At 46.4% G+C, this 24,673-nt stretch carries 21 protein-coding genes and 1 other annotated feature (1 of these 22 only partly in view); of the genes, 7 read left to right on the forward strand and 14 right to left on the reverse strand.

Annotated elements, in window-relative coordinates; translation table 11 throughout:
• Positions 1–200, reverse strand: a binding site (T-box leader) (it extends 67 nt beyond the left edge of the window).
• A gap of 135 nt (positions 201–335) precedes the next feature.
• Positions 336–3,359: a penicillin-binding protein 1A gene (locus KAI37_RS16355; protein WP_220029833.1), complete on the forward strand. Its 3,024-nt coding sequence runs from the start codon at positions 336–338 to the stop codon at positions 3,357–3,359.
• Positions 3,360–3,482: 123 nt separating this feature from the next.
• On the opposite strand, the gene acsA is transcribed toward KAI37_RS16355, so the two are convergent.
• The gene (gene acsA / locus KAI37_RS16360; RefSeq protein ID WP_220029834.1) at positions 3,483–5,198 is read right to left on the reverse strand and encodes an acetate--CoA ligase; all 1,716 of its coding nucleotides are present in this window, start codon (positions 5,196–5,198) and stop codon (positions 3,483–3,485) included.
• Positions 5,199–5,444: 246 nt separating this feature from the next.
• On the opposite strand from acsA, the gene KAI37_RS16365 reads away from it, so the two are divergent.
• Positions 5,445–6,077, forward strand: coding sequence for a GNAT family N-acetyltransferase (locus KAI37_RS16365; protein WP_104496768.1), 633 nt, complete (start codon positions 5,445–5,447; stop codon positions 6,075–6,077).
• A gap of 12 nt (positions 6,078–6,089) precedes the next feature.
• On the opposite strand, the gene KAI37_RS16370 is transcribed toward KAI37_RS16365, so the two are convergent.
• The 4 genes from KAI37_RS16370 to KAI37_RS16385 all read right to left on the reverse strand — a co-directional run bounded on the left by KAI37_RS16370 (position 6,090) and on the right by KAI37_RS16385 (position 8,907).
• Positions 6,090–6,788 (reverse strand): 5'-methylthioadenosine/adenosylhomocysteine nucleosidase, encoded by a 699-nt coding sequence (locus tag KAI37_RS16370; RefSeq protein WP_025724019.1) that lies wholly within the window; start codon positions 6,786–6,788, stop codon positions 6,090–6,092.
• Between the two features lie 114 nt (positions 6,789–6,902).
• On the reverse strand, positions 6,903–7,910 hold the full coding sequence (ccpA, locus tag KAI37_RS16375; protein WP_023989333.1) for a catabolite control protein A: 1,008 nt from the start codon (positions 7,908–7,910) through the stop codon (positions 6,903–6,905).
• A gap of 107 nt (positions 7,911–8,017) precedes the next feature.
• Positions 8,018–8,359 (reverse strand): bacillithiol system redox-active protein YtxJ, encoded by a 342-nt coding sequence (gene ytxJ, locus KAI37_RS16380; RefSeq protein WP_220029835.1) that lies wholly within the window; start codon positions 8,357–8,359, stop codon positions 8,018–8,020.
• Between the two features lie 101 nt (positions 8,360–8,460).
• Positions 8,461–8,907: a hypothetical protein gene (locus KAI37_RS16385; protein WP_029517653.1), complete on the reverse strand. Its 447-nt coding sequence runs from the start codon at positions 8,905–8,907 to the stop codon at positions 8,461–8,463.
• A 338-nt stretch (positions 8,908–9,245) separates the two neighbouring features.
• Here KAI37_RS16385 and KAI37_RS16390 point away from each other — a divergent pair, with 338 nt between their 5' ends.
• Positions 9,246–9,782, forward strand: coding sequence for a type 1 glutamine amidotransferase domain-containing protein (locus tag KAI37_RS16390; protein WP_071641599.1), 537 nt, complete (start codon positions 9,246–9,248; stop codon positions 9,780–9,782).
• 187 nt (positions 9,783–9,969) lie between these two features.
• Here KAI37_RS16390 and ptsP read toward each other — a convergent pair whose 3' ends face one another.
• From ptsP to aroA, 4 genes are all read right to left on the reverse strand, one after another.
• Complete coding sequence (gene ptsP / locus KAI37_RS16395; protein ID WP_071641601.1) at positions 9,970–11,715, reverse strand: phosphoenolpyruvate--protein phosphotransferase; 1,746 nt, start codon at positions 11,713–11,715, stop codon at positions 9,970–9,972.
• Complete coding sequence (locus KAI37_RS16400; protein WP_023989337.1) at positions 11,712–13,595, reverse strand: glucose PTS transporter subunit IIA; 1,884 nt, start codon at positions 13,593–13,595, stop codon at positions 11,712–11,714. Before KAI37_RS16400 ends, ptsP begins: the two co-directional genes overlap by 4 nt.
• Positions 13,596–13,895: 300 nt before the next feature.
• The gene (locus KAI37_RS16405; RefSeq protein WP_076292959.1) at positions 13,896–14,330 is read right to left on the reverse strand and encodes a CoA-binding protein; all 435 of its coding nucleotides are present in this window, start codon (positions 14,328–14,330) and stop codon (positions 13,896–13,898) included.
• A 33-nt stretch (positions 14,331–14,363) separates the two neighbouring features.
• The gene (aroA, locus tag KAI37_RS16410) at positions 14,364–15,656 is read right to left on the reverse strand and encodes a 3-phosphoshikimate 1-carboxyvinyltransferase (RefSeq protein ID WP_071641602.1); all 1,293 of its coding nucleotides are present in this window, start codon (positions 15,654–15,656) and stop codon (positions 14,364–14,366) included.
• 269 nt (positions 15,657–15,925) lie between these two features.
• Between aroA and KAI37_RS16415 the strand changes: the two genes are divergently transcribed.
• Positions 15,926–16,231 carry a rhodanese-like domain-containing protein gene (locus tag KAI37_RS16415; RefSeq protein WP_010345522.1) on the forward strand — a complete coding sequence of 102 codons (306 nt, stop codon included), beginning with the start codon at positions 15,926–15,928 and terminating at the stop codon, positions 16,229–16,231.
• Positions 16,232–16,478: 247 nt separating this feature from the next.
• Here KAI37_RS16415 and gndA read toward each other — a convergent pair whose 3' ends face one another.
• Together gndA and KAI37_RS16425 are read right to left on the reverse strand one after the other, a co-directional pair.
• Positions 16,479–17,885 carry an NADP-dependent phosphogluconate dehydrogenase gene (gene gndA, locus KAI37_RS16420; RefSeq protein WP_013310934.1) on the reverse strand — a complete coding sequence of 469 codons (1,407 nt, stop codon included), beginning with the start codon at positions 17,883–17,885 and terminating at the stop codon, positions 16,479–16,481.
• A 173-nt stretch (positions 17,886–18,058) separates the two neighbouring features.
• Positions 18,059–18,658 carry a hypothetical protein gene (locus tag KAI37_RS16425; RefSeq protein WP_025724013.1) on the reverse strand — a complete coding sequence of 200 codons (600 nt, stop codon included), beginning with the start codon at positions 18,656–18,658 and terminating at the stop codon, positions 18,059–18,061.
• A gap of 279 nt (positions 18,659–18,937) precedes the next feature.
• Here KAI37_RS16425 and KAI37_RS16430 point away from each other — a divergent pair, with 279 nt between their 5' ends.
• Positions 18,938–19,570, forward strand: a complete 633-nt coding sequence (locus tag KAI37_RS16430; RefSeq protein ID WP_025724011.1) for a YktB family protein — start codon at positions 18,938–18,940, stop codon at positions 19,568–19,570.
• A 25-nt stretch (positions 19,571–19,595) separates the two neighbouring features.
• Here the strand turns inward: KAI37_RS16430 and KAI37_RS16435 are convergent, their stop codons facing one another.
• On the reverse strand, positions 19,596–20,879 hold the full coding sequence (locus KAI37_RS16435; protein WP_071641604.1) for an MFS transporter: 1,284 nt from the start codon (positions 20,877–20,879) through the stop codon (positions 19,596–19,598).
• 187 nt (positions 20,880–21,066) lie between these two features.
• On the opposite strand from KAI37_RS16435, the gene KAI37_RS16440 reads away from it, so the two are divergent.
• The gene (locus KAI37_RS16440; protein WP_013310938.1) at positions 21,067–22,542 is read left to right on the forward strand and encodes an aminotransferase class I/II-fold pyridoxal phosphate-dependent enzyme; all 1,476 of its coding nucleotides are present in this window, start codon (positions 21,067–21,069) and stop codon (positions 22,540–22,542) included.
• A 107-nt stretch (positions 22,543–22,649) separates the two neighbouring features.
• Here the strand turns inward: KAI37_RS16440 and KAI37_RS16445 are convergent, their stop codons facing one another.
• Both KAI37_RS16445 and KAI37_RS16450 read right to left on the reverse strand, forming a co-directional pair.
• Positions 22,650–22,955, reverse strand: coding sequence for a DUF1292 domain-containing protein (locus KAI37_RS16445; protein WP_007431055.1), 306 nt, complete (start codon positions 22,953–22,955; stop codon positions 22,650–22,652).
• A gap of 79 nt (positions 22,956–23,034) precedes the next feature.
• Entirely contained in the window at positions 23,035–23,592 is a 558-nt protein-coding gene (locus tag KAI37_RS16450; protein ID WP_023989343.1) for a hypothetical protein, read from the reverse strand.
• 202 nt (positions 23,593–23,794) lie between these two features.
• On the opposite strand from KAI37_RS16450, the gene KAI37_RS16455 reads away from it, so the two are divergent.
• Positions 23,795–24,553, forward strand: coding sequence for an MBL fold metallo-hydrolase (locus KAI37_RS16455; RefSeq protein WP_071641606.1), 759 nt, complete (start codon positions 23,795–23,797; stop codon positions 24,551–24,553).
• The last annotated feature ends 120 nt before the right edge of the window (positions 24,554–24,673 follow it).

Raw genomic sequence — 24,673 nt, forward strand, 5'->3', positions numbered from 1 at the left:
TTTCTTTCACTTCATTCCTATAACGGGCCTACACCCGGTACTGGATTACTATGGTAGCTTCGCAAACCTGCAAATGCTTTCCATTCATCCAGACAGCTCCAGACGGTAATTCAAAGGAGGGACGCTACCGATTCACACCACCCATCGGCTCTCTGCACAACGTGATTCCGCCTTCTACTGAAGTCTTTCTCTGCTTTTCACGATATTTACTTTGACCTATTTATAACACACTGCTTTTATGTAGTCAACGACATCAAAAGACAGGCTTTTTAGCATATGGGTTCATTTTGTAATTTTATGCTATAATAATGGCTGTTATAAAGGAGGAAGACTTAATGGTTGAAGAAAAAAACAATGTATCAGCGCCAAAGCCTTCCCGCTTGAGGACAACCATGCGAAGGCTCGGCCGTGTCATAAAGTGGGTCATCATCATCGGTTTTATGGGGGCACTATTTGCAGGAGGGGCCGCCGCCGGCTATGTTGCTTCTATTGTAAAAAGCGAACCCGTGCGTTCCAGATCCATGATCTTACAGGAAGTAGATAAGAATGCAATTACAGGCTTCGCTTATTTCAATGATGGCTCTCCCATCGGACAACTTCGAACAGAAGAAGATCGAAGACCTGTCACGTTTAAGGAGATTCCACAACTCGTCATTGACGCAGTCATTGCCATTGAAGATAATCATTTTTATGAGCATAAAGGTGTCGATCTGTCGGGAACGCTGCGTGCTGTGAAGCAAAAGGCGCTGCATGAATCCGTACAAACCGGGGGGAGTACCCTCACCCAGCAGCTTGCGCGTCGTGTCTTTCTAAATCTCGATCGCACGGATGACCGCAAGGTCAAAGAAATTTTGCTGTCCCTGCGCCTTGAGCGCTTTCTGAGCAAGCAACAAATTATTACAGCCTATCTCAATAAAGTACCTTTTGGTAACGGTTCAAGCGGTTACAACGTCTTTGGCATTAAAGCAGCGGCCAAAGGTATTTTTAATGAGAATGATCTGAATGAGATTAATGTAGCCCAGGCCGCCTATCTGGCAGGTTTGCCACAGCTTCCTTCTTCTTATTCTGCTTACAACGGTAAGGGCGAGTTTAATGAAGCTGGCTTTAAAAGAGCCATCAACCGCCAGCACCTGGTGCTCAGTCGAATGCTGGAGGAGAACAAAATCAATAAAGCACAGTATGATGAAGCGATGGCTTTTGATATCAAAAAATCTCTCGCACCACGCACTGTTAAAGCTTATAACACCTATCCATACCTTATGATGGAAACAGAACGACAGGCTGCGCAGGCACTCATGTCTGTCACCAATCCGGGCCAAGCAGCTAATGCCAGTGCAGATGCCAAGACCAAGGACGATAACGATTTACTCAAAGAAGCCGAACAGCAGCTTCGCACAGGCGGTTATATGGTGTACACCACCATTGATAAGAGCGTCTACAAATCTATGCGTCAAATTGCAGAAAATAAAAACAACTTCTCTGCCACTAGTAAAACCAAGGGTGACGAACAAGCAGCGGCTATTCTGATTCAGCATAAAACAGGCGCCATTCTTGGAATGATGGAAGGGCGGGACTTCCAAAAGGAGCAGATGAATTATGCCACGCAGATGGTACGTCAACCAGGTTCGGCAATGAAACCGATTGCTGCCTATCTCCCTGCATTGGACAGCGGTCTTGTGCAGCCTGGTAGTATCGTGGATGATGCCCCTATTATTTTGAAAGATGGCAGTAATGGATATCATATTCCGAAAAATGCTAACAACCGCTATCAAGGATTGGTTACCGCGCGTTATGCACTGAATCAATCGCTAAATACGATAGCACTCAAGCTGTTTAACGAAAAAGTAGGGATTAGCAATGCTTGGGCTTTTGCTAAAAAACTGGGTATCACCACCTTGGAATCCAGTGATAACAACGCCCAAACGGGTGTACTTGGCGGCTTGGCCCATGGGGTGACCGTCGAGGAACTCACGAATGCATATGGAGCCATTCCAAACGGCGGTGTGTTTAATGACGCCTATATGATCGAAAAGATTGTGGATTCGCAAGGCAATATTGTATATAAGCATCAGGCTAATCCTGTGCAGGCCTTCTCACCGCAAACCGCCTACCTGATGACAGATATGTTGCGTACAGCCGTGTCGGAAGGCACAGGCAGACTGGTGAAGCGGAACTTTGATCAATCCGGCAAGATTCCGATTGCCGGCAAGACAGGCACTACGCAATCCTACACTGATGTTTGGTTCGAGGGCTTTACACCTGACGTCACGCTGGGTGTATGGGTTGGTTACAAGCAACCTGTCAATAAGCTTGAAACGAAAGTCCAAAAAGAGCGGGCTCGTCGCCTATGGGCTCTAATCATGAATGAAGTAACAGCTAAAGATGCTCAGCTGTTCCAAACGGACAGCTTCAAGAGACCTGACGGCATTGTAAGCCGTACAGCATCCGCGTATGGTTCGGACATTTATAACAGTAAGTATCCACCTAAAAACAGTGAAAATGGTGTGAGCCGTGCGAAATATATTACCTATCAAGGTGTGAATTATATTCCACGTGAGGGTACACCGGATGATATGTTATTTGAACGGACCGTTAGGAAACGGGAAAAGCCCATCTCAGAATTGATTAAAGAGCTTCAGCAAGCTTTTAAGGTGATGAGACGACATAATTCGTTGTCCTACTATCTGCCTCAGGATGCAGATAAGGAAGCTCCTACTCAGATTGATCCACGCAAGGACGATGGAGTAGCCCCTAACGCACCATCTAGCGTCAACGTAAGCTATAGTGACGGCAAAGCCATAATCAGCTTTAGCCCAAGCGGAAACAGCGACGTCGTAGGATACCGTCTGTATCGTTCTACAGATGGGGGTAGCTTCCAACGGCTTGGCAAGGTTGTTATGGCTGACGGCTCCAAGGTGTTCTCTGACAGCCCTGGGGGCAGCAGCTCCAGCTACTACGTGACCGCCGTTGATGTAGGCGGCCATGAGTCCGGTCCAAGCCCGAAAGCAAGCGCAGCACCTGTGGTGCCACCTGCAGATTCTGAGTCTCCAGACGTTCCGGGCGAGGGAGATGGAACAGGTGTGCAGCCTACAGAGGTTCCTACTGCCCCTGGACAGCCCCAAGCTAAAGCCGCTGGCTCATCCGTAGCGCTCCAATGGAGCGCAGGTAAGTCTGCGGACGCTATTACAGGCTATAAGGTGTATTACAGCGAAAGCGGTGCGGAGCCTTTTACAAACATAGGCTCTACCGCATCTACCAGCTTTGAATATAAGTCGGGGAAAAAGCCAAAAGGCTGGTTTCGTGTCACCTCCATGAATGCCATGGGGGAATCGGCTCCTTCCGGAGCGGTCCGTCCATAACTGAAGACAAAAGCAGAAAGTGATAGGTTGGGTGAATATGAGATTCACCCTAACAAAAAGGGAGTCCCCTTAGCCGTTAAGGCTTTGGAGACTCCCTTTTTTAATTCTAATATGCACAGCACTTCAATCCTCTATGGTAGATAAGTCACCTGTAGGAAGGTTAAGCTCCCAGGCTTTCAACACGCGTCTCATAATTTTACCGGAACGGGTTTTGGGTAGCTTTTCCTTAAACTCAATTTCGCGTGGAGCAGCATGAGCAGACAGCCCTTCCTTAACGAAGCGATAGATGTCCTGCTGTAAAGCTTCAGACGGTGCATAGCCTTCACGCAGTGCAACAAAAGCCTTGATAATCTCTCCCCGCACGATATCTGGTTTTCCAATGACTCCGGCTTCCGCTACAGCAGGATGCTCCAGAAGCTTGCTCTCCACCTCAAAAGGGCCGATTCGCTCCCCGGAGGAGTTAATGACATCATCAATCCTACCCTGAAACCAGAAATATCCGTCCTCATCCATGTAAGCTGAATCACCCGATACATACCAACCGGGAAAGCGGAAATATTCCTGAAACTTGTTCGGATTGTTCCATATACGATTCATCATGGATGGCCATGGTGTACGGATCGCCAAGTGGCCCATCCGGTTAGGAGGCAACACCTGCCCTCTGTCGTCCAAAATAGCAGCCTGAATACCTGGGAGTGGCTTTCCCATCGAACCCGGCTTAATTGGCAGCTCAGGGTAATTACAGATCAACTGTGCTCCTGTTTCCGTCATCCACCAAGTATCATGAATGCGCTGTGTATACACTTGCCATCCCCATCGCACCACTTCTGGATTCAACGGTTCCCCGACGGATAATACATGCCGCAGGCTGCTGAGATCATATTTGGAAACAACCTGCTCCCCTGCGCTCATCAGCATTCGAAACGCTGTAGGAGCACTATACCATATGGTCACTTCGTGACGCTCAATCGTGCGGTACCAGTCTTCCGGGCTGAAACGCCCCCCACGAATGACATTCGTCGCTCCATTTAGCCATGGAGCAAAAATACCGTATGATGTTCCCGTGACCCAGCCAGGATCAGCAGTACACCAATACACATCATCTTCCCGCAAATCCAGTACCATTTTGCCAGTATAGTAATGCTGAATCATTGCATTTTGCACATGATACACGCCTTTGGGCTTGCCTGTTGAGCCTGATGTATAGTGAATAATTAATCCATCTTCACGATTCAACCATTCTGGCTCAAGTTCCTCTGAGGACATAAGCATTTCTGTCTCGAAATCGATAATTCCCTGCTCACGTGCATCCATATCACCAACCACAAAAATATGTCGCAGCTCAGGAAGCTCCTCACGTTTTACCCGTGGCAGAAGCGCAGGTGTGGTCACTAATGCCACCGCCCCACTATCCTCCAATCGATCTTTAACCGCAGTTTCCATAAACGCCTCAAACAATGGACCGACAACAGCCCCAACCTTTAGAACACCAAGTAAACTAATAACCAGCTCGGGTGAACGTGGCATGAAAATAAATACCCGCTCCCCTTTACCAATACCGTATTTCCGCAGCACATTTCCGAACTTGTTAGAGCTAGCACGAAGCTGAGAGAAGGTGTAGGTTTCGTGACGGTTTGCGTCACAATACAATAGTGCCGCTTTCTCACCTCGTCCTTCCTGTACATGTCGATCAATGGCTTCATGTGCCATATTCACCCTGCCTGTTTCATACCACGTAAAATGACGCTCTGCATCCTCCCACTGAAAGTTGTTGTAAGCTTGTTCATACGGGCCCATGTTGGATGTGGGAACTACAGTCTGGAGTTCTTCAATCTTCATGCGTTAAGCCTCCTCACAATGGATTAATGAGAATCACACAGAACAAGATAACGCTTACAAAATCAATAAAGCAGATGAAGTCCTTTGGTGTACTGGTTGATTTAAGCACTTAATTGTGAACATTTTATGTCTAAAACAGTATATCATAGGTCAGGATGTGACGACCATCCTTTTCATTTAATTGTTTTTTTGCTATAAGTAGGGGATATGAGGAACGAGCTCATGGCGAACAAGGAGGGCGTACACATGCAGCATTTAAAACTGTACCACTTGGACACGCTGGATCATAAGGGACAAACAATCTATGTAGAAGGCCCCGTATCCGCGGATCATCTGCGTTCATTTCAAATGCACAAGCAATTAGATGCCTTTCGCAAACCAAAGGAACAGTTCGACGCGTTGGTGGATATTTCGGAACTGCCAGAAGGCAGAATTATCATTGCCCACAACGGGGATACCCTTCTGGGATATGTTACTTTTCATTACCCAGATGAGATGGAGCGCTGGTCGGAAGCTGGTATGAAGGATTTACTGGAACTTGGAGCTGTTGAGGTAGCCGATGACTATCGTGGTCTGGGCCTGGGTAGCCGAATGATTCGGATTGCCTTTGAGGACGGACAGCTTGAATCCTATATTATTTTTACGACCGAATACTATTGGCATTGGGATTTAAAAGGCAGCGGTCTCTCCGTATGGGAATACCGCCGCATGATGGAACGTCTGATGAAAACTGTAGATATGGTCTGGTACGCCACGGATGATCCTGAAATATGCTCACATCCTGCTAACTGTCTGATGGTACGAATGGGAAAGGATGTGCCCCTCGCATCACAGGAGCAGTTTGACCATATCCGGTTTGTCCGAAGATTCATGTATTAAAAAATTATACCCTTAGCCCAAATGCTTGAGCATGAACTCCACAATACGATGCGAACGATGTGAAGCTTCTACCGTAAATTCAGCATAATTAACGTGAGCCGATCCATCAGCCTTATCTGACATAGATCGTAGGACAACATAAGGCACAGCGTTCATATGAGCTGTCTGAGCCACAGCTGCACCCTCCATTTCGGTACAAGCACCGTCCATTTCCTGATGTAATGCAGTCACTAACTCACGATTTGCAACAAATTGATCGCCAGAAAGTACCTTGCCGACAATATACCGATCGCCAAACGATTTGCAGGCTTGCTCAGCTAGACTTACAAGCTCGGGATCAGCCACAAACTCTGAGGTGTCCTGATAAGGAATGACCCCTCTGGCATAACCCAAAGGCGTTACATCCATATCATGCTGCATACATGTTGATGAGATGACAATATCCCCAATGTTTAAATCGGGATGAACTGCCCCTGCCACTCCCGTAAATATAATCTGTTCTACACCAAAATGATCAATCAGGATTTGTGTTGTTACCGCAGCATTAACCTTGCCTACACCGGATTTGCAGACAACGACTCTTTGCCCGTGAATGATTCCTGTAGTGTACGTGATTCCAGCCTTGACCGTCTTGCTCGCTTCCGTCATCGCTGCCAGCAGCAATTCAATTTCTTCATCCATAGCACCCATTAATCCATAAAGTCGGCTCATTACGCATCCCTCTATTCTTGGTTTGATGATGATGTCCATAAGAAGCTTTATATCCGCGAAAAAAGCTCCATCAAAGGAGCTTTCATCGAAGGTATATCCTATTCAGCACTGCGTCTAGTCTAAATAATTAACTGACAACCGCAAAATTGTTTCATGCGGCAAAATAACGCGAGGATTCTCCACGTTTTCCTTTTTCATCAGCTTGGTCAGCAAACGCATCGCTACCGCACCCAAATCGTACATCGGTTGCGCGACGGTTGTCAGCTGAGGACGAACCATAGAGGCCATACGAATATTGTCAACACTGATTACCGAAAAATCATCAGGAACTTTCAATCCCTCATCCTGAATACTGTGGATCGCACCAATTGCCATTTCATCCGTAGCAGCAAAAATCGCACTTGGCTTCTTCTTCAGGCCGAGAAAATATTTCATTGCTTCGACACCGGATTCATAACGGTAGTTCCCGATTCGCACGAGATCCTCCTGATAATCAATCCCGGCTGTTTCCAGTGCTCTCTTGTAACCTTGGAAACGTGCATAGCCGTTTGCAGGGTCTTGAAGCGTACCACTGATCATTGCGATTTGACGGTGTCCATGGCGGATCAACGTGTTTACTGCATCAAAAGCAGCGGCTTCATGGTCGATATCGACCGAAGGATAGCTTCCTTTTTCATCACTCGTTGCACATAGAACGATAGGGACCGCAGCTGTATGGAACGCCTGAATATGCTCGTCCGTTACTGTACCACCCATGAACAGAAGACCATCCACTTGCTTTTCAAGCAATGTGTTGATGACACGAATCTCTTTTTCTTTTCGCTTGTCGGCATTACACAAAATAATATTATAGTGATACATATTCGCTATATCCTCAATACCGCGCGCAATTTCTGCAAAAATTGAGTTCGATATATCCGGTATAACCACGCCGACGGTCGTTGTCTTCTTGCTGGCCAGACCTCTAGCAACCGCATTTGGGCGATATCCCAATTGTTCAATCGCTTCGTACACTTTCTTGCGGGTCTGAGGTTTCACATTAGGATTATTGTTAACTACGCGGGACACTGTGGCCATTGAGACACCAGCTTCGCGAGCTACATCATAGATCGTTACCGTCACATTCCTTCTCTCCATTGCCAATAAATTTTCAACCGAATCCTAGATCAACTAATTAGAACCATGATACGACAAAATACTACTTTATGCAACGACAGCACACATTCTATCTATGTGAGATGATCGTGGAGTGCACGGGCTGTAATATTCGAATGGGATGTATGCCAAACAGCCTCTCCGCCCTTGATTAAAATGGCCTGCGGGGATTCATGCTTCACCTGAAGCCTGTCCGCGGTTTCATTGGACACCGGCCGATCTTCTACTACATAAATGATACCGTATTCAATATTTTCGTTAGGAGCGCCATGCAAATAGGACTCCACTTCCTGATATGCGCCTGCACTTATCGGACAACGTGTGCTATGTTTAAAGAGAAGCACCGGCTTGTCTGATGACGCTTCCAGAGCCGTATTTAATTGTTGAACAGTAGTCATTTTTGTCATCGTCGCCATTGGATATACATTCCTTTCTGTGTCTTGTCGTATGGCCTATTCACATCGTAACAAAAAGAACATGTAAAATCCAATGGTGACCATGAAAATTTTCATATTTTTTAGTTTTTTGTATTCGTAAATACCGATTCACTGGTAAAACCGGATAATTGAACCAATTTTTTCTCTACATCATTCATCCAATCTTCGTCTCCCAGACTTCTCGCATAGCGATAAAGATCCAGTAAGAGATTAATTCGAAGCTCCATGCGCTCCTCCAAAGCAGATTGCCAATCCACATTGGGATTGTCCGCTTCCTCCAATACAAGCTTGCGAATTATTTCTGCCAGTTCATTGTTGCGAGCAAAAGATATTCTCCGTGCCGTAGGTTTGCTCCCTAAACTTTGTAATAGTGCCTTAATATCCTTTGTCACATGCTGCAAAACCTCACTGGAAAAGCATGACGAGCATGAGAATACAGGGACGTGCAAAATTTCAACCTTGTCCGCATAGATTACCTTTCGCAGTTCCAGTCCCATCGGTTTGCCACATTGACATTGCTTATGCATTTAACCACCTCATTACGTAGGATCAAACTATACGAGGATCTCATCAGAATCCAAATATATCTATTTACTAGTCTAATAAATATTTGTTAACTCCATTAGATCTATCATACCTTGTTTTATTTCGACTATGGGACCTCAAATCCTTCCACAGATTGCAGCTATGAACAAATTACCAAAGCTTTGGAGGGTCAGAAAATGACGACAATTGCTGTCAAAGAGCAGACTACTAACATAAGAATCTGCGAAGGAATGGACTTCGAGCGTTCTTTTTCTTAAGATGTAAAAGTACAGATTACAAAACAGAGGTGTCATCATGTGACGCACGAAAGGATGGTTGGATGTCAAGACTTGCTGGAAAAAAGGTTATCGCCCTAGTGGATGAGGAATTCGAGGATCTGGAGCTGTGGTATCCGATTTACCGTGTTCGTGAAGAAGGCGCAGAGGTGCATTTAGCTGGTGCGGAAAAGGGTAAGAAATATATTGGAAAATATGGCGTACCTGCGGAAGCGGAATATGCCTTTGAGGAACTGAATAGCAGTAATTATGACGGAATTCTCGTCCCTGGCGGTTGGGCACCTGATAAGCTGCGCCGCTATCCCAAGGTAATTCAACTCGTACAGGAGTTTCATGCTGCTCATAAGCCGATTGGACAGATCTGCCATGCAGGCTGGGTACTGATCTCTGCTAAAATTTTGGATGGTGTTACGGTAACCTCCACACCAGGTATTCGTGATGATATGGAGAATGCAGGAGCTATTTGGAAGGATGAGGCAGTTGTGACGGACGGACATATTGTATCTGCTCGTCGACCACCCGATCTTCCACCTTACGGAAAAGCGTTCTGCGATTTGTTAGCAGATAACACCCGGAAATAAGAGATTAAGTTAATTTTCCGTAATCTCAAAAGGCTGTCAACAAGATGAAAAAAAGAACCTTCAAAACCATGAATAAGTGGTTTTGAAGGTTCTTTTTCGTCCAAGCCGTGCTACGACATTAAGGTTTGCTACGACAAGCTCAACAGTACGGGGTATTGGCTGTGCAAAGCTTTGCGGACATTACATATTACTGCCGTCCAGGCCCGGCCGGAGTGCAGCTGACATTAGCTGCAGTCAGCTTGTCTTCGATTGCTGCACCAGTGGACATGCCAAAGCAAACCTGAGCGACTGTCGTTGCCTCAGATGCAGTCGTATTCAGCACACGATGCTTGACCCGCAATAAAGATTGGGGAGACATGCTGAGTTGATGTATCCCCAGTTCTAGCCAAAGAGGAACGGAACGTTCATCTCCAGCCATCTCACCACATACACTCACATCAATTCCTGCTTGATGTGCCGCTTGTGCAGTCATGCGCAGCATTCGAAGTACAGCTGGATGGTATGGATGGTACATATGTGCAATCTGCTCATTCATACGGTCTACAGCCAGCACATACTGAACCAGATCATTCGTTCCGATACTAAAAAAATCTGTTTCAGCTGCCAATAGATCAGCGATCATCGCTGCAGCCGGTACCTCAATCATAATTCCTCGCTGAATGTTCGGATTATAGGCAAGCCCTCTTGCATCCAAATCCGCCATAGCCTCCTTCAAAAGAACATCTGCCTGGCGGACCTCCTCCACGGATGAGATCATCGGATACATTACCTTGATATTTCCCGTTGCACTGGCTCGCAAAATTGCAGTCAACTGGGTTTTAAACAATTCCTTCCAATCCAGACTGATCCGTATAGCACGGTAACCTAGAAAAGGATTTTCTTCCTCTGGTAGTTGAAGATAGTCCAACGGCTTATCTCCACCGATATCCAATGTACGGATGACTACAGAGTGGTTCCCTGCCTTTTCCGCTATCAGCCGATATACTTCATACTGCTCCTCTTCATCTGGAGCAGATTTGCGATCCATGTATAAAAATTCCGTGCGGAACAGTCCTACACCTTGAGCGCCATGCTTCAAAGCTGCCTCCAGCTCTTTAATCGAACTAATATTAGCCGCCAGCCTCAGGGTGGTTCCATCCTTGGTCACGGCATCTACAGAAGCAAGTACCTGAAGCTGCTCTTTTCTGCGTCGCTGCTCGTCGCGCAAAATTTTATAATGATCAGTTACAGTTTTTTCCGGATTCACATAAACTTTGCCCAGGTCTCCGTCCACAACCATCATATCTCCCGTTTGAACGGGCAAATTCAGATTGCTCTCCAGTCCTGAAACGAGTGGAATACCAAGTGCGCGGGCCATGATCGCAGAATGTGATGTTTTCCCACCATTCATAGTTACAATCCCTAAAACATAGCTAGGATTCAAGTGTGCCGATTGGGAGGGTGAGAGCTCCTTGGCTACCAGAATATAGGGCTGTGTATCCTTGGGAAGAGTCACTTCCGGTGCACCCAGCAAATGCTTGAGCAGCCGGTTTCCCACATCTTTGATATCGATTGCCCGCTCCTTCATATATTCATCATCCAGTAAATCAAACATTGTTACAAAATGATCAATGGCTTCCTTCACGGCCACCTCGGCCGCCTTGTACTGACGCTCAATAATTCCGCGAATTTCATTCATGAATTCCGGATCTTCCAATATCGCAAGATGAGCATCAAAGATGCTGGATTCCTCCGGCCCCACCATCTCTCGAAACTCATCCTTAATAAACTGGATCTCACTTTTGGATGTGCGTATCCCTTCATACAACCGTTCAAATTCCTTCGCAAGATCTACCGCATCCATTTTTTGATCAGGTAAATCCCACTCCCAGCTCGGCAGGACAAATGCCTTCCCGATTGCCACACCTGCTGCGGCGCCGATGCCTTCTATCATGTTTCTACCCCTCCAACATTCCTGTCATGCAGCACAACGGACATTACCGAGGCCTGACCTTTTTTCACTGTTTTAAACGGAGCAAAGCTCCACGACTTGACGCGATCCGGATTCGTGATGACCATAGGAGTCACCAGTGATGGAGCTTGCTCTCGCAGCGCCTGCAAATCAAATTTGATTAGCAATTGCCCCGGTTCCACCGTATCGCCTGCTTCTACCATAGCAGTAAAATTCCCTTTTAGCTGTGAAGTATCAATCCCTATGTGGAGCAGAACCTCAAGTCCCTCTCGTGTGGAGATGCCTAAAGCGTGCATAGTCGGATACAAGTGCATCACAGTACCATACACTGGAGACACAAGTTCACCACGTTCAGGAACAAAAGCAACACCGTCCCCGACCAGCTTTGTCGCAAAAATTTTGTCAGGCACTTCATGAATCGGGAGCATTTTTCCATGTACAGGAGCGTTGAACAAAATTTGAGGGAGATCACGCTCCATCAGCTTCGCGATTTCCTCACGAATCAGTTCTGAATACGTTCCGAATACAACCTGCAAATTACCTCCACCCAGATTGATAAGCCCGGCCGATCCCAAAGCCTTCATCGCTCCGGTATCGATCAGTCTGTCATTGTGGACGGTCAGCCGCAAACGTGTGATGCAGGCCTCAACCTGCACAATATTTTCCTTCCCGCCAAGTGCTTCCAAAATAAGCGGAGCACTATAAGGAATATTGCCGGCCCAATCCTCCAGAACCGAACCTTCCTCGCGCCCAGGAGTTGGAATACGGAACCGCCGGATAGCCCATCGAAACAGTACATAATACACAAGCCCGTACGCCACTCCCACTGGAATTAACAACCAGGCGTTATGTGAGAGATGAAAATTAAGGACATAATCTATAAAACCCGCCGAATAGGAAAATCCGTGATGAATATCCAACTCAAAGGTAAGCCACATGGCCAGCCCAGACATAACCGCATGAACGAGGAACAAATAAGGTGCTGCAAACAAAAAGGCGAACTCGATCTGTTCCGACACTCCGGTAAAAAAGCAGACAAGCGCAGCCGTCAAAAATGTTTTTTGCACCTTTGGCTTCAAGTCTTCACGTGCTTCCTGAATGATCGCCAGCGCAATGGCAGGGATCGCAAACATCATAATGGGGAACAATCCGGACATGAAATAGCCCGCTGTCGGATCGCCAGCAAAAAACCGGGGTAAATCTCCCTGCACAACGTTGCCAGACGGCGTTTTATATGTACCCAGTTGGAACCAAAAAATATTATTAAGCAGATGGTGCAGACCAAAGGCCGCCAGCAACCGATATAGAATACCGTAGATAAACAGTCCAAAGCCGCCCAAGCTCGATTCCAGACCTACTATAAATTGCAGCCCTCTCTGTATGAGTGGGGCAATAATTAGCATGAGTCCTGCAAACACAGCCGAGAAGAGGCCAATAAGCAGCAGAACAAATCGGGTACCCCCAAAAAACTGAAGCACCTCGGGCAATTTGATGCTTTTGAAGCGATTATAGGCCACCCCTGAAATGACCCCCAAAATGATACCAATGAGCGTCGCCGGTTGAATGAGTCCGTTTCCAAATCTCAATGTGACCTGATCATATATAGCCATACCAGCTAATGCTGCCAGTCCCGCCTGACCTGCCTGATTCGACATACCCAGTGCAACACCAACCGCAAATAAATATGGCAAAAAATAAAAAATCCCGTGTCCCGCCGCATTTGCCATATCAGACACCATAGGGAACCCCCATGTGGACCAAGGAAGGCTGCCGAGACTTAGCAATATTGCAGCGGCTGGTAGCACCATCGTCGGGAGCATGACAGCACGACCGAGCTGTTGTAAGGATCCGAGCCAATTCATGGCATTCCTCTCCTTTCTATCCCTGATGGTAAGCCGAATAAATACTTTTGTCAAAGCAATGATTCCATCTGCCAAAATATTTATTTACGCTTCTACAGGTCAAAAAACTTTATCACCACAACAGATAACACTATGAATCCGTCTAGACCATTTTCATCATTAAGGCATACATACATTATATGGATTGCTGAAAGTATAATATACGGTACATATTCCTCATTTCGCACCAAAAACCTTCAACCCTGTGAAGCAAGGGAAGAAGGTTTTCATGTGCATATAGCACGAGTCACTGATCCTTGTTTATCCTTTACGTACAGCCTGGGTCACTGAGTCCTCCACCTTAATGCAACGATCCATAATAACCGTCATTCCATGCTCCTGCGCAATGTCAGCGGCTTCCTGGCTTATAATTCCCTGTTGAAGCCACAAAATCTTAGCTCCAATAGTTGCTGCTTCACGCGCAACCTCTGCACAGTATTCACTGCGGCGGAATACATTGACCAGCTCCACAGGCTCAGGTACTTCAGCAAGACTGGCATAACAAGTCTCCCCAAGAATCGTTTGCCCTGCCGCCGCAGGGTTAACCGGAATAATCCGGTATCCCCGCTTCTGCATGGCATAAGAAACCATATAAGAGGTTCGATCTGATTTATCAGACAAACCAACAACCGCAATATTGCCTACTTGTTCCAAAATGGTTTTAATCTCTTCTCTCGACGGATTTTCAAAAGCCATCCCGTTCCCTCCTATTCGCATCTTCGTTTGCTTTTATTTTACCCATTCTACAGAAGCACCAAGCGTCGTTAGATGGTCAAAATACTGCGGATACGATTTGGCGACATGATGTGCATCCTTGATCACTAACGGCTTCTGTGCGCGCAAACCTACAATCGTCAAGGCCATAATAACACGGTGATCAAAATGCGCGTTAATTTCCACGCCACCTTCGACACCCTCCGGTCTGCCATGTACGATAATTTCCGCCTGGCGTTCTTCTACCCGAGCTCCAGCCTTGGTCAGCTCATTCAAATAATCGGTAATGCGGTCACATTCCTTATACCGTAAATTCTCCACGTTATAAAAGCGGGACGTGCCTTCAGCAAATACAGCCGCAGCCACCATTGCAAGCACAGCGTCTGTTGCAGCATCACCGTCAAACTCGACAGCTTTCAATCGGCCATTGCCCTTCACGACAACGGTATCGTTCTCATGTGTCAGTGGCACTTCCATCATGCGCAACACATCTACAATAGCGCGTTCTCCCTGTTTGCTCTGCTCTTTAAGACGATGGATGGTAACATCAGAATTCGTTACTGCAGCAGCCGCTAGCACCGCTGCACTCCCTGGGTAGTCTCCCTGTACAGTATACGTACGTGGCTGATAGGATTGCCGCCCTGGGACACGGAAAGACATGTAATCATCGCTTGCATGAATGATAATACCAGCCTCTTGCAATACCTCCAGGGTCTGCCCAATGACCACCTTGGATTTCAAATCATGCAGCACTTCGATTTCACTGTCTTCCTCCAGTAAAGGCGTAAGGAATAGCAAGGCGCTCAAATATTGTGAGCTAACCGAGCCGGACACCTGAATTTTACCGCCCTTCGCCTGACCACCCTGAATACGAATTGGCAACTTACCTTCACGATGATCTACTTTCACGCCCAGTTGCCCCAGTGCATCGATTAGATCATCATGTGGTCTCTTGCCCAATGAGTCGGGATATGTATTAACAAATGTAACATCCGGACATAGAGATGCTATACCCATCAAAAAACGGAGCACCGCTCCTGCGTTTCCCACATTCAATTCCTTCACAGCTTGAGGATGTTTACCAAAACCTGTAATAACTATTTTTTCATCGTCCTCTTCCAGTACTGCACCCAGATCGGCGATACAACGACGCATAGCATCACTGTCTTCACTATGGGCTGGATAATAAATGGTACTTTTTCCCTCAGCAAGTGCCGCAGTGAGCAAATAACGAGTAGTGTAGTTTTTGGAGGACAGGGCCCCAATCTCTCCTTGCAAGGAAGGGGTAGGTCTAACGATAACATCCATAATGTACATGCTCCTTTTCGGTTCAAACCATCCTATTTTACGTTAATTATACAAGTTATAGCATTCATTTCTCCACCCAAAAAATAAGAAATATTAATCTAGGTCGCCCGAGTGAATCCCGTCGGTTAATTAATCTATACCTAACTTTAGGATTAAGCCGATTGACAGCCTAGAGATAGCTTAGCTATCATACATAGAGTGTGTGTGACATTTTGCACACATCAAAAACATACGTAGCACCCACTATTTATCAGAAAAGAGGTCCGGCCATGACGCAAATCGCCCTGATTGAACCTTCTGAGTTGCGCGCACGTCTGCAAGCAGGAGAGCAATTGCAATTAATCGACGTCCGCGAAGCGGAAGAAGTAGCGGAAGGCATGATTGAAGGTGCCAAGCACATTCCGCTCGGACAGCTTCCGGGTCGTCTTGAAGAAATTGAACGCACCGGTGAAATTATCTTTATTTGCCGGAGCGGTTATCGCAGTGAACGAGCCTGCGAATATCTACAGCAGCTAGGTTATGAAGGCTGTACTAACATGACCGGCGGCATGCTGCAATGGTCACAGGAGCAATAGAAAACCTACTTAACAAAAGAGACGGGAACTTCCCGTCTCTTTTGTTTTAACTCAAAGCTTAGACGCGGTAATGCATTAAAATATTCTATCCCTATCATACCATAGCGTCAAAAGATTACACAATCCTCTACTTCCATCAGAATGATATCCATAATTAAAAACTAAAAAACGGAAGCTTCTTCTACCCATAGGGCAAAAAAGCTTCCGTTGTATTACATAATGCTATTCATGCATATCCGTCCGTTCATTAGAACCATTGATGATGGAATACGCCTTCTTTGTCCACACGTTTGAACGTATGGGCACCGAAGTAGTCACGTTGTGCTTGTAGCAGATTTGCTGGCAAACGCTCAGTGCGGTAGCTGTCGTAGTATGCAAGCGCGCTGGAGAAGCCAGGCACTGGAATACCTTGAGATACAGCCACGGAAATCACTTGACGCCATGCATCTTGATACGTTTCAACTACATTTTTGAAGTAAGAATCCAGTAACAGGTTTTTCAAGGCAGGGTCGCGGTCATATGCATCCTTGATGTTTTGCAGGAATTGCGAGCGGATAATGCAACCGCCACGGAAAATCATAGCAATTTTTCCGTATTTCAAATCCCAATCATATTCATCGGAAGCTGCACGCATTTGAGCGAAACCTTGAGCATAGGATACGATTTTACTTGCAAACAGTGCTTTACGTACGCTCTCGATAAATTCTTTTTTGTCGCCGCTGAAGGACTCAGCATTAGGACCGCTCAGCACTTTGCTTGCCGCAATGCGCTCGTCTTTCATAGCAGACAAGAAGCGGGAGAATACGGATTCGGTAATCATGGACAATGGCACACCCAGATCCAAAGCGCTTTGGCTTGTCCATTTACCTGTACCTTTTTGACCAGCAGCATCCAAGATAACGTCTACCATTGGCTTGCCTGTTTCAGCATCGTATTGGGAGAAGATGTCAGCTGTAATTTCGATCAGGTAGCTGTCCAGTTCCCCTTTATTCCATTCCGTGAAGATTTCATGAAGCTCTTCCGCATTCACGTTCAGGACTGATTTTAACAGGTGATAAGCTTCACCGATCAATTGCATGTCGCCGTACTCGATACCGTTATGCACCATTTTTACATAGTGACCAGCACCGTCGGGACCGATATATGTACAGCATGGGTCGCCTTCTACTTTAGCAGAGATTGCCGTCAGAATTGGCTCTACCAGTTTATAGGCACTTTCTTGTCCACCCGGCATGATGGCAGGACCATTCAAGGCACCTTCTTCACCACCGGATACGCCTGTACCAATAAAGCGAAGTCCTTTTTCCTCCAGCTCCTTGCTGCGGCGCTGTGTATCAGGGAAGTAGGCATTGCCTCCGTCTATAATAATGTCGCCCTTGTCCAGATGAGGCACAAGCTGTTCAATCGTGGCATCTGTTGCTTTACCAGCTTGAACCATGATCAGGATTTTACGGGGTGATTCCAGTGAGTTCACAAATTCTTCAATAGAGAAAGTACCCGTCAGTTTTTTACCTTCTGCTTCTTTGATAAGATCGTGCGTTTTTTCTGGAGAGCGATTAAAAACCGAGACAGTGAAGCCTCTGCTCTCAATATTAAGGGCTAAATTCTTACCCATTACCGCCAGGCCGATCACACCAATTTGCTGTTTTGCCATCTGGTTCCTCATCCTTTGCAACATATTTTGTCTTCTATATCGCCGCTTTACCGCATTACACTTTATGTGAATCGGAACACGTGCACTTCTATTTTAACGTTTTTGGTGTAAGAAGTGAACCCCTGTCTATTCACAGACCAAAACACCTCATTTTCATGAGGTGTTCAGATGTACTACGCTTCCATCATCAGCAGTTGGTGGGATAGCGTTTGCAGGCGTTCATGGCAATTCCCGATTTTAGCTGTATCTCCCGCTGTCATCGCTGTGAACAGTTTCTCCAATTCATCGTCCACTTCCATTTTAAGCAGCAGCAGCCGGGTTTCCCCTTCATTGGAAGCGTACATATCCTCCATTTCCTGTGCGGACAGCACCGGTCCTTTCTGATAAATGACACGCTGTTTAAAGCCTGTAACCTCGACCAGACGAATGACCTCACCGAACAAAATATTTTCTACTAAAATATGATGATCCTTAACTCTTTTGACAATGGCATGACCTCGGGTGCTTCCAATCAGCTTCTCCAACCACTCAGCCAGCTTGGCATCGCGGATTACATAATCTCCAGCCAACTTGTAGTGTCCTGTGCGCAGCTGTTGAAAACGGAGCTTCACCAGCTTGCGCCCGGTTCTCACCGACAAAACCAGGTACGACTCATCCTCGCTCCAGTACAGCGAATACCCTTCCGATATCAAATCCTTGATCAGATTATGGATATGCCGACGGCTAAACCGGAGCTCTAGATTGCAATATTCTACCTCACAGCCCTTGTTCACGGCATTCCCTCCTTTTTCAAGTCCGATTCAAGAAGTCCGGCTACAGCAAGCCTGCGGCTTTCCCGCTTGATCTTCCCTTGCTCTATTTTATACTTCATTTTATGTAAGGGTACTTGGTTATTTGACCTATTTTTATGAGTAACAGCGCACAATCCTACTTTTGCCTTATATGCTTGTTTCAAACCTGGTCTAAAGTCGGCCAAGCCCGGCGGCATTATGCTATAATCGGACATATTACGCCACACGACATGGCTTAACCCAGTTACAGGAGGAAAAGGAATGACATTTAGTGGATTTACTGCAAAGGACTTCGATGTTTTTGAAATACCGGGGTTGGAGCCTCGTATGGAAGTGCTGATTCAGCAGGTTCGGCCCAAGCTGGAGGCAATTGGCGAGGAATTGGCCCCGTTCCTGACAGACTTATGTGGGGAGCCTATGCACGTTCACGTTGCCAAGCATGCACGACGCAAAGTCAATCCCCCCAAAGATACTTGGGTTGCCTGGGCGGCAAACAAGCGCGGATACAAGGCGCTGCCGCATTTTGAGGTAGGCATGTTCGCTTCCCATCTTTTCGTCATCTTCGCAATTATTTATGAAAGCCCGAACAAAGCTACATTTGCCCAGGCGCTCGAAGCCAACCTGAGTGATGTACGTTCTAACCTACCGGATCATTTTTACTGGTCCATGGATCATATGGCTCCAGAAGGCACAGAACAACAACACATGGATAATGAAGATTTTCAAACGATCATCCACAAGCTGCAACAGGTAAAAAAAGCGGAGGTCATGTGTGGAATCCGTATTGACCGAGAAGATCCACTCGCCAGTGACGGGGCTGCACTATTACAGGCAGTGCGTTCTACCTTTGAGCATTTGCTGCCGCTGTACCGAATGTCTTTCTCGAAAGAGTAGCCCTCGCCGCTTTTCAAGGTGCTGTTCAGGCCTCCACAGTCTTCCTGCGTGGATTACGTGCCAGAGCCAGGTGGCAGCCAAACATGAGCAGCATCACGACCCCACTGATGATAAATGGAGCTGTGTGTCCGGCACGGTCCCATAGCACTCCTGAAACGAGCGGGCCTATAACCATGCCGGAGCCTTGAAGTGTTAAAAAAAAGCCCCATACCGTTGCTCGCTCGCTTTCCGGAATCAGTCGGGCAAGAAATGTGTTCCATGCAGGCAAAATGAGCGCATATCCCAAACCAATAAGCGCTACGGATACAAACACCAGCGGAATAGATCGAACGATTGAAAAGAGAAACAGCGTAATTCCGGCTAGCAAAAAGCCAACATGTAGAAAATACTCCGTTCCAAGTCGGTCGACCAACTTGCCGCAAGGGATCAGTGCCAGCACAGTCACCCCACCGCCTGCAATCAGGAGCACGCTGTACAGGTTTGGTGAAATCCCGAGGTCCGTTCGAGCGTATAGCGTCAGTACCGGGCTGATTAAACCGATAACAAAAGACTGCAAAAACAGCGCCGGGTAAATTAACGGGTTGACGTTAAGCTTTGTTTTGAGCACGCCGATCGTCTCCTGGATTCCTTTCAGAACTCCCCGCTTTTGCTTTATGTGCCCATCAGACGACACTAGAGCGCTCTGTTTGAGGTCACCTTTGTCAGCAGACCTTTTCGGTCCTGGCAGCATGAGAGCAACCAACAACAATACAACACTGCATCCTATCAAAATCATGAACACCATGCCGTAAGAATGCCCATAGTGGGATATGGCGAAGTTCATAATGAGCGGACCCAATCCCGTTCCGCCCATAGACGCAATTTCCAGTGTGCCCATCGCCGCGCCATTGCTGTTATTAGGCCCGGACATTTCGGTCGTTCCGGTCATAACACAAGGCCAGAGCGGAGAAGTACCCAGACCGAGCAGCAGACACGCGACGACGAGCCACACGGGCTCTGTCAGTACGCTCAGCATAATAATAGCTACAAGCGTAAACAACAGTGCGGTCGACATCGTTCCACGGTAGCCAAGCCGTTCAGCCATCCAGCCCGCCGGTGCCCGGAACGCATTGTCTCCAAAATATTGAAGTGAAAAGGCTAAACCAATAATCCCGGCTGACAAACCAAGCGTTTCTCCCATATATACCGGCAGGATGGATACCAGAAGAGATCCTTTCATAAATTCGACGAGAAATACCAGAATCCACAATTTGCTAAAAAAAGGAGTCCACAGCCGCTGCCGAGCTTTTTTTCGTCCTTTTTGCCACATCTAATCCACATCCTCCACCTTCGTTTTTTGGCTATAAAGACCGGGTTCTCCGCCTACTCCACTCTTTCGCAAATAAATGCGCCCTCAATCGCTTGCATTCCTACTTCAAACTGCTATACTCAATTTTGTTCTATTATCACTTGCACAGGATTGTCGAAATCCTGCACGAAAGGTTGTGACAACACTAATGAATCAAAGCAACACCCCGCTTTTTACTGCTTTGAAGAAGCACGCTCAGAGCAACCCGGTTCAATTTCACATCCCAGGTCATAAAAAGGGAGTCGGAGCAGATCCGGAATTTCGCGAATTTATGGGGGATAATGCCTTTTCCATAGATATGATCAACATCGCTCCATTGGACGATCTGCATCAACCAACAGGTGTCATCGAAGAAGCCCAAAAGCTTGCAGCAGATGCCTTCGGAGCAGATTATACTTACTACAGTGTACAGGGGACAAGCGGAGCCATCATCACCATGATTATGTCCATTTGCTTGCCAGGTGATAAAATTATTGTACCCAGAAACGTACACAAATCTATAATGTCTGCCATTATCTTTGCTGGTGCAAAACCAGTATTCATTTCTCCAGTCAGTGATGAGAATCTCGGTATTCACCACGGGGTTACAACCAAGTCCGTACGCCGGGCATTGGAACGCCACCCTGACGCCAAGGGCGTCCTTGTTATCAACCCGACATATTACGGTGTGTGCGCCGACTTAAAAGAAATTGTAGATCTCGCTCACAGCTATAATGTGCCGGTCCTGGTCGATGAGGCTCACGGGGTACTGATTCATTTTCATCCTGATCTACCGATGTCCGCCATGGAGGCGGGAGCAGACATGTCAGCTACAAGTGTCCACAAGCTGGGCGGTTCCTTGACACAAAGCTCGATCTTGAATGTAAATACGAAAAACGGATACGTTAACCCACAACGTGTACAAACGATTTTCAGTATGCTGACAACAACATCCACTTCGTATCTCCTGTTGGCTTCCTTGGACACATCCCGACGCAACCTAGCACTTAACGGTCATGAAATAGCACAACGAGCCCTTGATTTGGCTGAATATTGCCGCTCAGAGGTTAACAAGATTGAAGGGCTATATTGCTTTGGTAGTGAAATTCTCGGCACGGAAGCTACTTACGATTATGATCCAACCAAAATTACGGTTCATATCCGCCATTTAGGTCTTACTGGATACGATGTGGAAAATTGGCTGAGAGATCACTACAATATCGAGGTTGAGCTTAGCGATATGTACAATATTCTCTGTTTGGTGACGCCTGGTGATACCAAAGAGGAAATTGAAATTTTATTGAAAGCTCTGCGTGAGCTGGCTTCTCTGCACTATTCCACAGGTCAGGAGCATGAGCTGGTTGTAAAGATACCGGATATCCCTCAGCTCTCCCTTATTCCAAGAGACGCTTTTTATGGAGATACGGAAATCGTGCCTTTCAAGGAATCTGCTGGCCGCATTATTGCAGAATTCATTTATGTGTATCCACCTGGTATTCCGATCTTACTGCCAGGAGAAGTTATTTCGCAGGACAATATTGATTATATTGTTGATCATGTAGAAGTAGGCCTGCCTGTTAAAGGACCTGAGGACCGAACAGTACATCAGGTGAAGGTTATCGTCGAGACTGACGCTATTTCATAATATTGAACTGTCAACACATGCTTACAAAATATGTTGATAGCCAACAAAAAAAGCCCCCATTTGGGGGCTTTTTTTCTTGAAGAGCTATGCAGCTGCTACATCCAATTCTATTCGTATTGGGCAACAAGCTCGCTATATGCGGCTTCTACACGTTTCCACTCATCTTCGTCCTCAATATTGTAAAGCACCATTTCTTCGTTTTCTTCTTCCATACGAAGAATAATGCCATCCGCTTCGGGATTGCCTCGCTCAAGCAGAAGAGCATAAACGTGATCTTCTACGTCAAAGGTCTCTACCAGCACCATTTCTACATCTTTACCATTTTCATCAGTTAGCGTAAGAACCATTTCTTCATGTTCGTGGTCATGATCGTGGTTGCAGGCTTCACCGTGTTCATGTTTGTGATCACTCATGGAAATACCTACCTTCAAATTGTTTTATTTTCCCCCGTATCGTAACATGATCAAGGGTGCAGGTCAATTTGTGGTATGCCTAATTTATCGCTGTAATGACTTTTTCGGACACCAGGGTATAGCTGCCGTCTTTGCTCTCTTTAATGTAGAAACCAACCCGGTAATTCCCTGCTGTTTTGAAATCATACGTAAAGTCGTTCGTACGGAACCAGAAGTTATCCTTTTGCGCTCCTTTGATATCTTGAGACTGAATATCCTTCACGTTGCCCGAAGGGTCGGTGATCGCTACCTTCACTCCGGAGATATCTGTTTTCAAGGTATCAATTTGACTGAATACATTAAATTTCACTTTATTGCCTTTATTCACGTTACCAAACACCGTATCTCCCTTGAACAGGAACATATGCACGTTAGGCTGGTCGAAAACAACTTTTCCACCGGATGGATCAAAATTTACAAGTCCGTTAAAATCACGGATGGGCACATAGGTTTTCCCATCAATGACAACTGCGCCATCTTTTGACACTTCTCCATTAATAATCAACTGCACTTGGTCCTTGGCGGATTCCGCCGAAATGGCGGTCCCTCCCATTATTGAAAAGGCCATCACTAGGGCCATCACTTTTCTCCATTTCATCACTACTAATCCCTCCATCGTTATCTGTTTAAAACCTTCTGTCGTACATTTATACCTAGCTCAGCCGCACAAGTTGCGCTGTGTTTCACAAATTGTCCAAAGTTTTTACATAAGGAGCCAAATCTTTAGTTCCAGCAGCATAGGTGATAAAATACGACTGTAGAATGTCCTAGTACACAAAGTCCGGAGGGAAAAATCCATAATGAGTCTAACGATACAAATGCTTGGCACAGGCAGTGCCTTTGCCAAGCATTATTACAACAACAACGCGCTGCTGGACAGCGGAGAAGGCAAACTGCTGATCGATTGCGGTACAACCGCTTCTTTAGCATTACACGAAATGGGCGTCCCTTTGCCTGATATTGACGCAATTTTAATCACACATATTCACGCAGATCATGTCGGAGGTTTGGAGGAATTCGGTTTTCAAATGAACATTCTCCATCGTCGCAAGCCTCTACTTTATATCGCCGAACCACTAATCCACCCTTTGTGGGAACATACGCTCAAGGGCGGAATGTCACAGCAAGGTATGATTGACAAGCTTGAAGATGTATTCGAGGTAAACGTAATAACGCCTGGTGTACCCACTACATTAGTATCAGGTATCCAGGTGGAGCTAATCCCTACAAGGCATATTCCGGGTAAAAACAGTTATTCCATATTCATTAATGACCGCCTTTTTTATAGTGCAGATATGGTTTTTGACCCTGATTTGCTTCATCATCTGGTGCATGAACGAGGATGTCGGGGTATTCTGCATGAGGTTCAATTACAAGGCGCTGGAGAAGTCCATACGACGTTGGACGAGCTGCTAAGCTTGGCGCCATCTCTTCAAGAGCGGATTCATCTGATGCACTATAGTGATGATATGGAACAGTTCAGGGAGAAAGCAGGAGTCATGTCCTTTCTGGAGCAGCAACGAGTATATCAACTTACAGAGTTGGAACGTGCAGAGTAGCATGCTAAATACAGTTTGAACAATTAACAAAAAGCCGCCTGGCTTTCCTACAAAGGATAGCCAGGCGGCTTGCTGTTCTTGAATATAATGATGAACTTGCATTCTAATGTTGCGAGTTAA

The sequence above is a fragment of the Paenibacillus sp. S25 genome, from assembly GCF_019454085.1.
Taxonomy (GTDB): domain Bacteria; phylum Bacillota; class Bacilli; order Paenibacillales; family Paenibacillaceae; genus Paenibacillus; species Paenibacillus polymyxa_B.

Excerpts from the sequence above, each read along its gene's own strand:
- KAI37_RS16430 (WP_025724011.1), top strand. The coding sequence starts at position 18,938 with ATGACATTTAGTGGATTTACTGCAAAGGACTTCGATGTTTTTGAAATA.
- KAI37_RS16390 (WP_071641599.1), top strand. The coding sequence starts at position 9,246 with ATGTCAAGACTTGCTGGAAAAAAGGTTATCGCCCTAGTGGATGAGGAA.
- KAI37_RS16415 (WP_010345522.1), top strand. The coding sequence starts at position 15,926 with ATGACGCAAATCGCCCTGATTGAACCTTCTGAGTTGCGCGCACGTCTG.
- acsA (WP_220029834.1), bottom strand. The coding sequence starts at position 5,198 with ATGAAGATTGAAGAACTCCAGACTGTAGTTCCCACATCCAACATGGGC.
- KAI37_RS16400 (WP_023989337.1), bottom strand. The coding sequence starts at position 13,595 with ATGAATTGGCTCGGATCCTTACAACAGCTCGGTCGTGCTGTCATGCTC.
- KAI37_RS16440 (WP_013310938.1), top strand. The coding sequence starts at position 21,067 with ATGAATCAAAGCAACACCCCGCTTTTTACTGCTTTGAAGAAGCACGCT.
- KAI37_RS16455 (WP_071641606.1), top strand. The coding sequence starts at position 23,795 with ATGAGTCTAACGATACAAATGCTTGGCACAGGCAGTGCCTTTGCCAAG.
- KAI37_RS16435 (WP_071641604.1), bottom strand. The coding sequence starts at position 20,879 with ATGTGGCAAAAAGGACGAAAAAAAGCTCGGCAGCGGCTGTGGACTCCT.
- KAI37_RS16370 (WP_025724019.1), bottom strand. The coding sequence starts at position 6,788 with ATGAGCCGACTTTATGGATTAATGGGTGCTATGGATGAAGAAATTGAA.
- ptsP (WP_071641601.1), bottom strand. The coding sequence starts at position 11,715 with ATGATAGAAGGCATCGGCGCCGCAGCAGGTGTGGCAATCGGGAAGGCA.
- KAI37_RS16385 (WP_029517653.1), bottom strand. The coding sequence starts at position 8,907 with ATGCATAAGCAATGTCAATGTGGCAAACCGATGGGACTGGAACTGCGA.
- KAI37_RS16450 (WP_023989343.1), bottom strand. The coding sequence starts at position 23,592 with ATGAAATGGAGAAAAGTGATGGCCCTAGTGATGGCCTTTTCAATAATG.
- KAI37_RS16365 (WP_104496768.1), top strand. The coding sequence starts at position 5,445 with ATGCAGCATTTAAAACTGTACCACTTGGACACGCTGGATCATAAGGGA.
- KAI37_RS16355 (WP_220029833.1), top strand. The coding sequence starts at position 336 with ATGGTTGAAGAAAAAAACAATGTATCAGCGCCAAAGCCTTCCCGCTTG.
- ytxJ (WP_220029835.1), bottom strand. The coding sequence starts at position 8,359 with ATGGCGACGATGACAAAAATGACTACTGTTCAACAATTAAATACGGCT.
- aroA (WP_071641602.1), bottom strand. The coding sequence starts at position 15,656 with ATGGATGTTATCGTTAGACCTACCCCTTCCTTGCAAGGAGAGATTGGG.
- KAI37_RS16405 (WP_076292959.1), bottom strand. The coding sequence starts at position 14,330 with ATGGCTTTTGAAAATCCGTCGAGAGAAGAGATTAAAACCATTTTGGAA.
- KAI37_RS16445 (WP_007431055.1), bottom strand. The coding sequence starts at position 22,955 with ATGAGTGATCACAAACATGAACACGGTGAAGCCTGCAACCACGATCAT.
- gndA (WP_013310934.1), bottom strand. The coding sequence starts at position 17,885 with ATGGCAAAACAGCAAATTGGTGTGATCGGCCTGGCGGTAATGGGTAAG.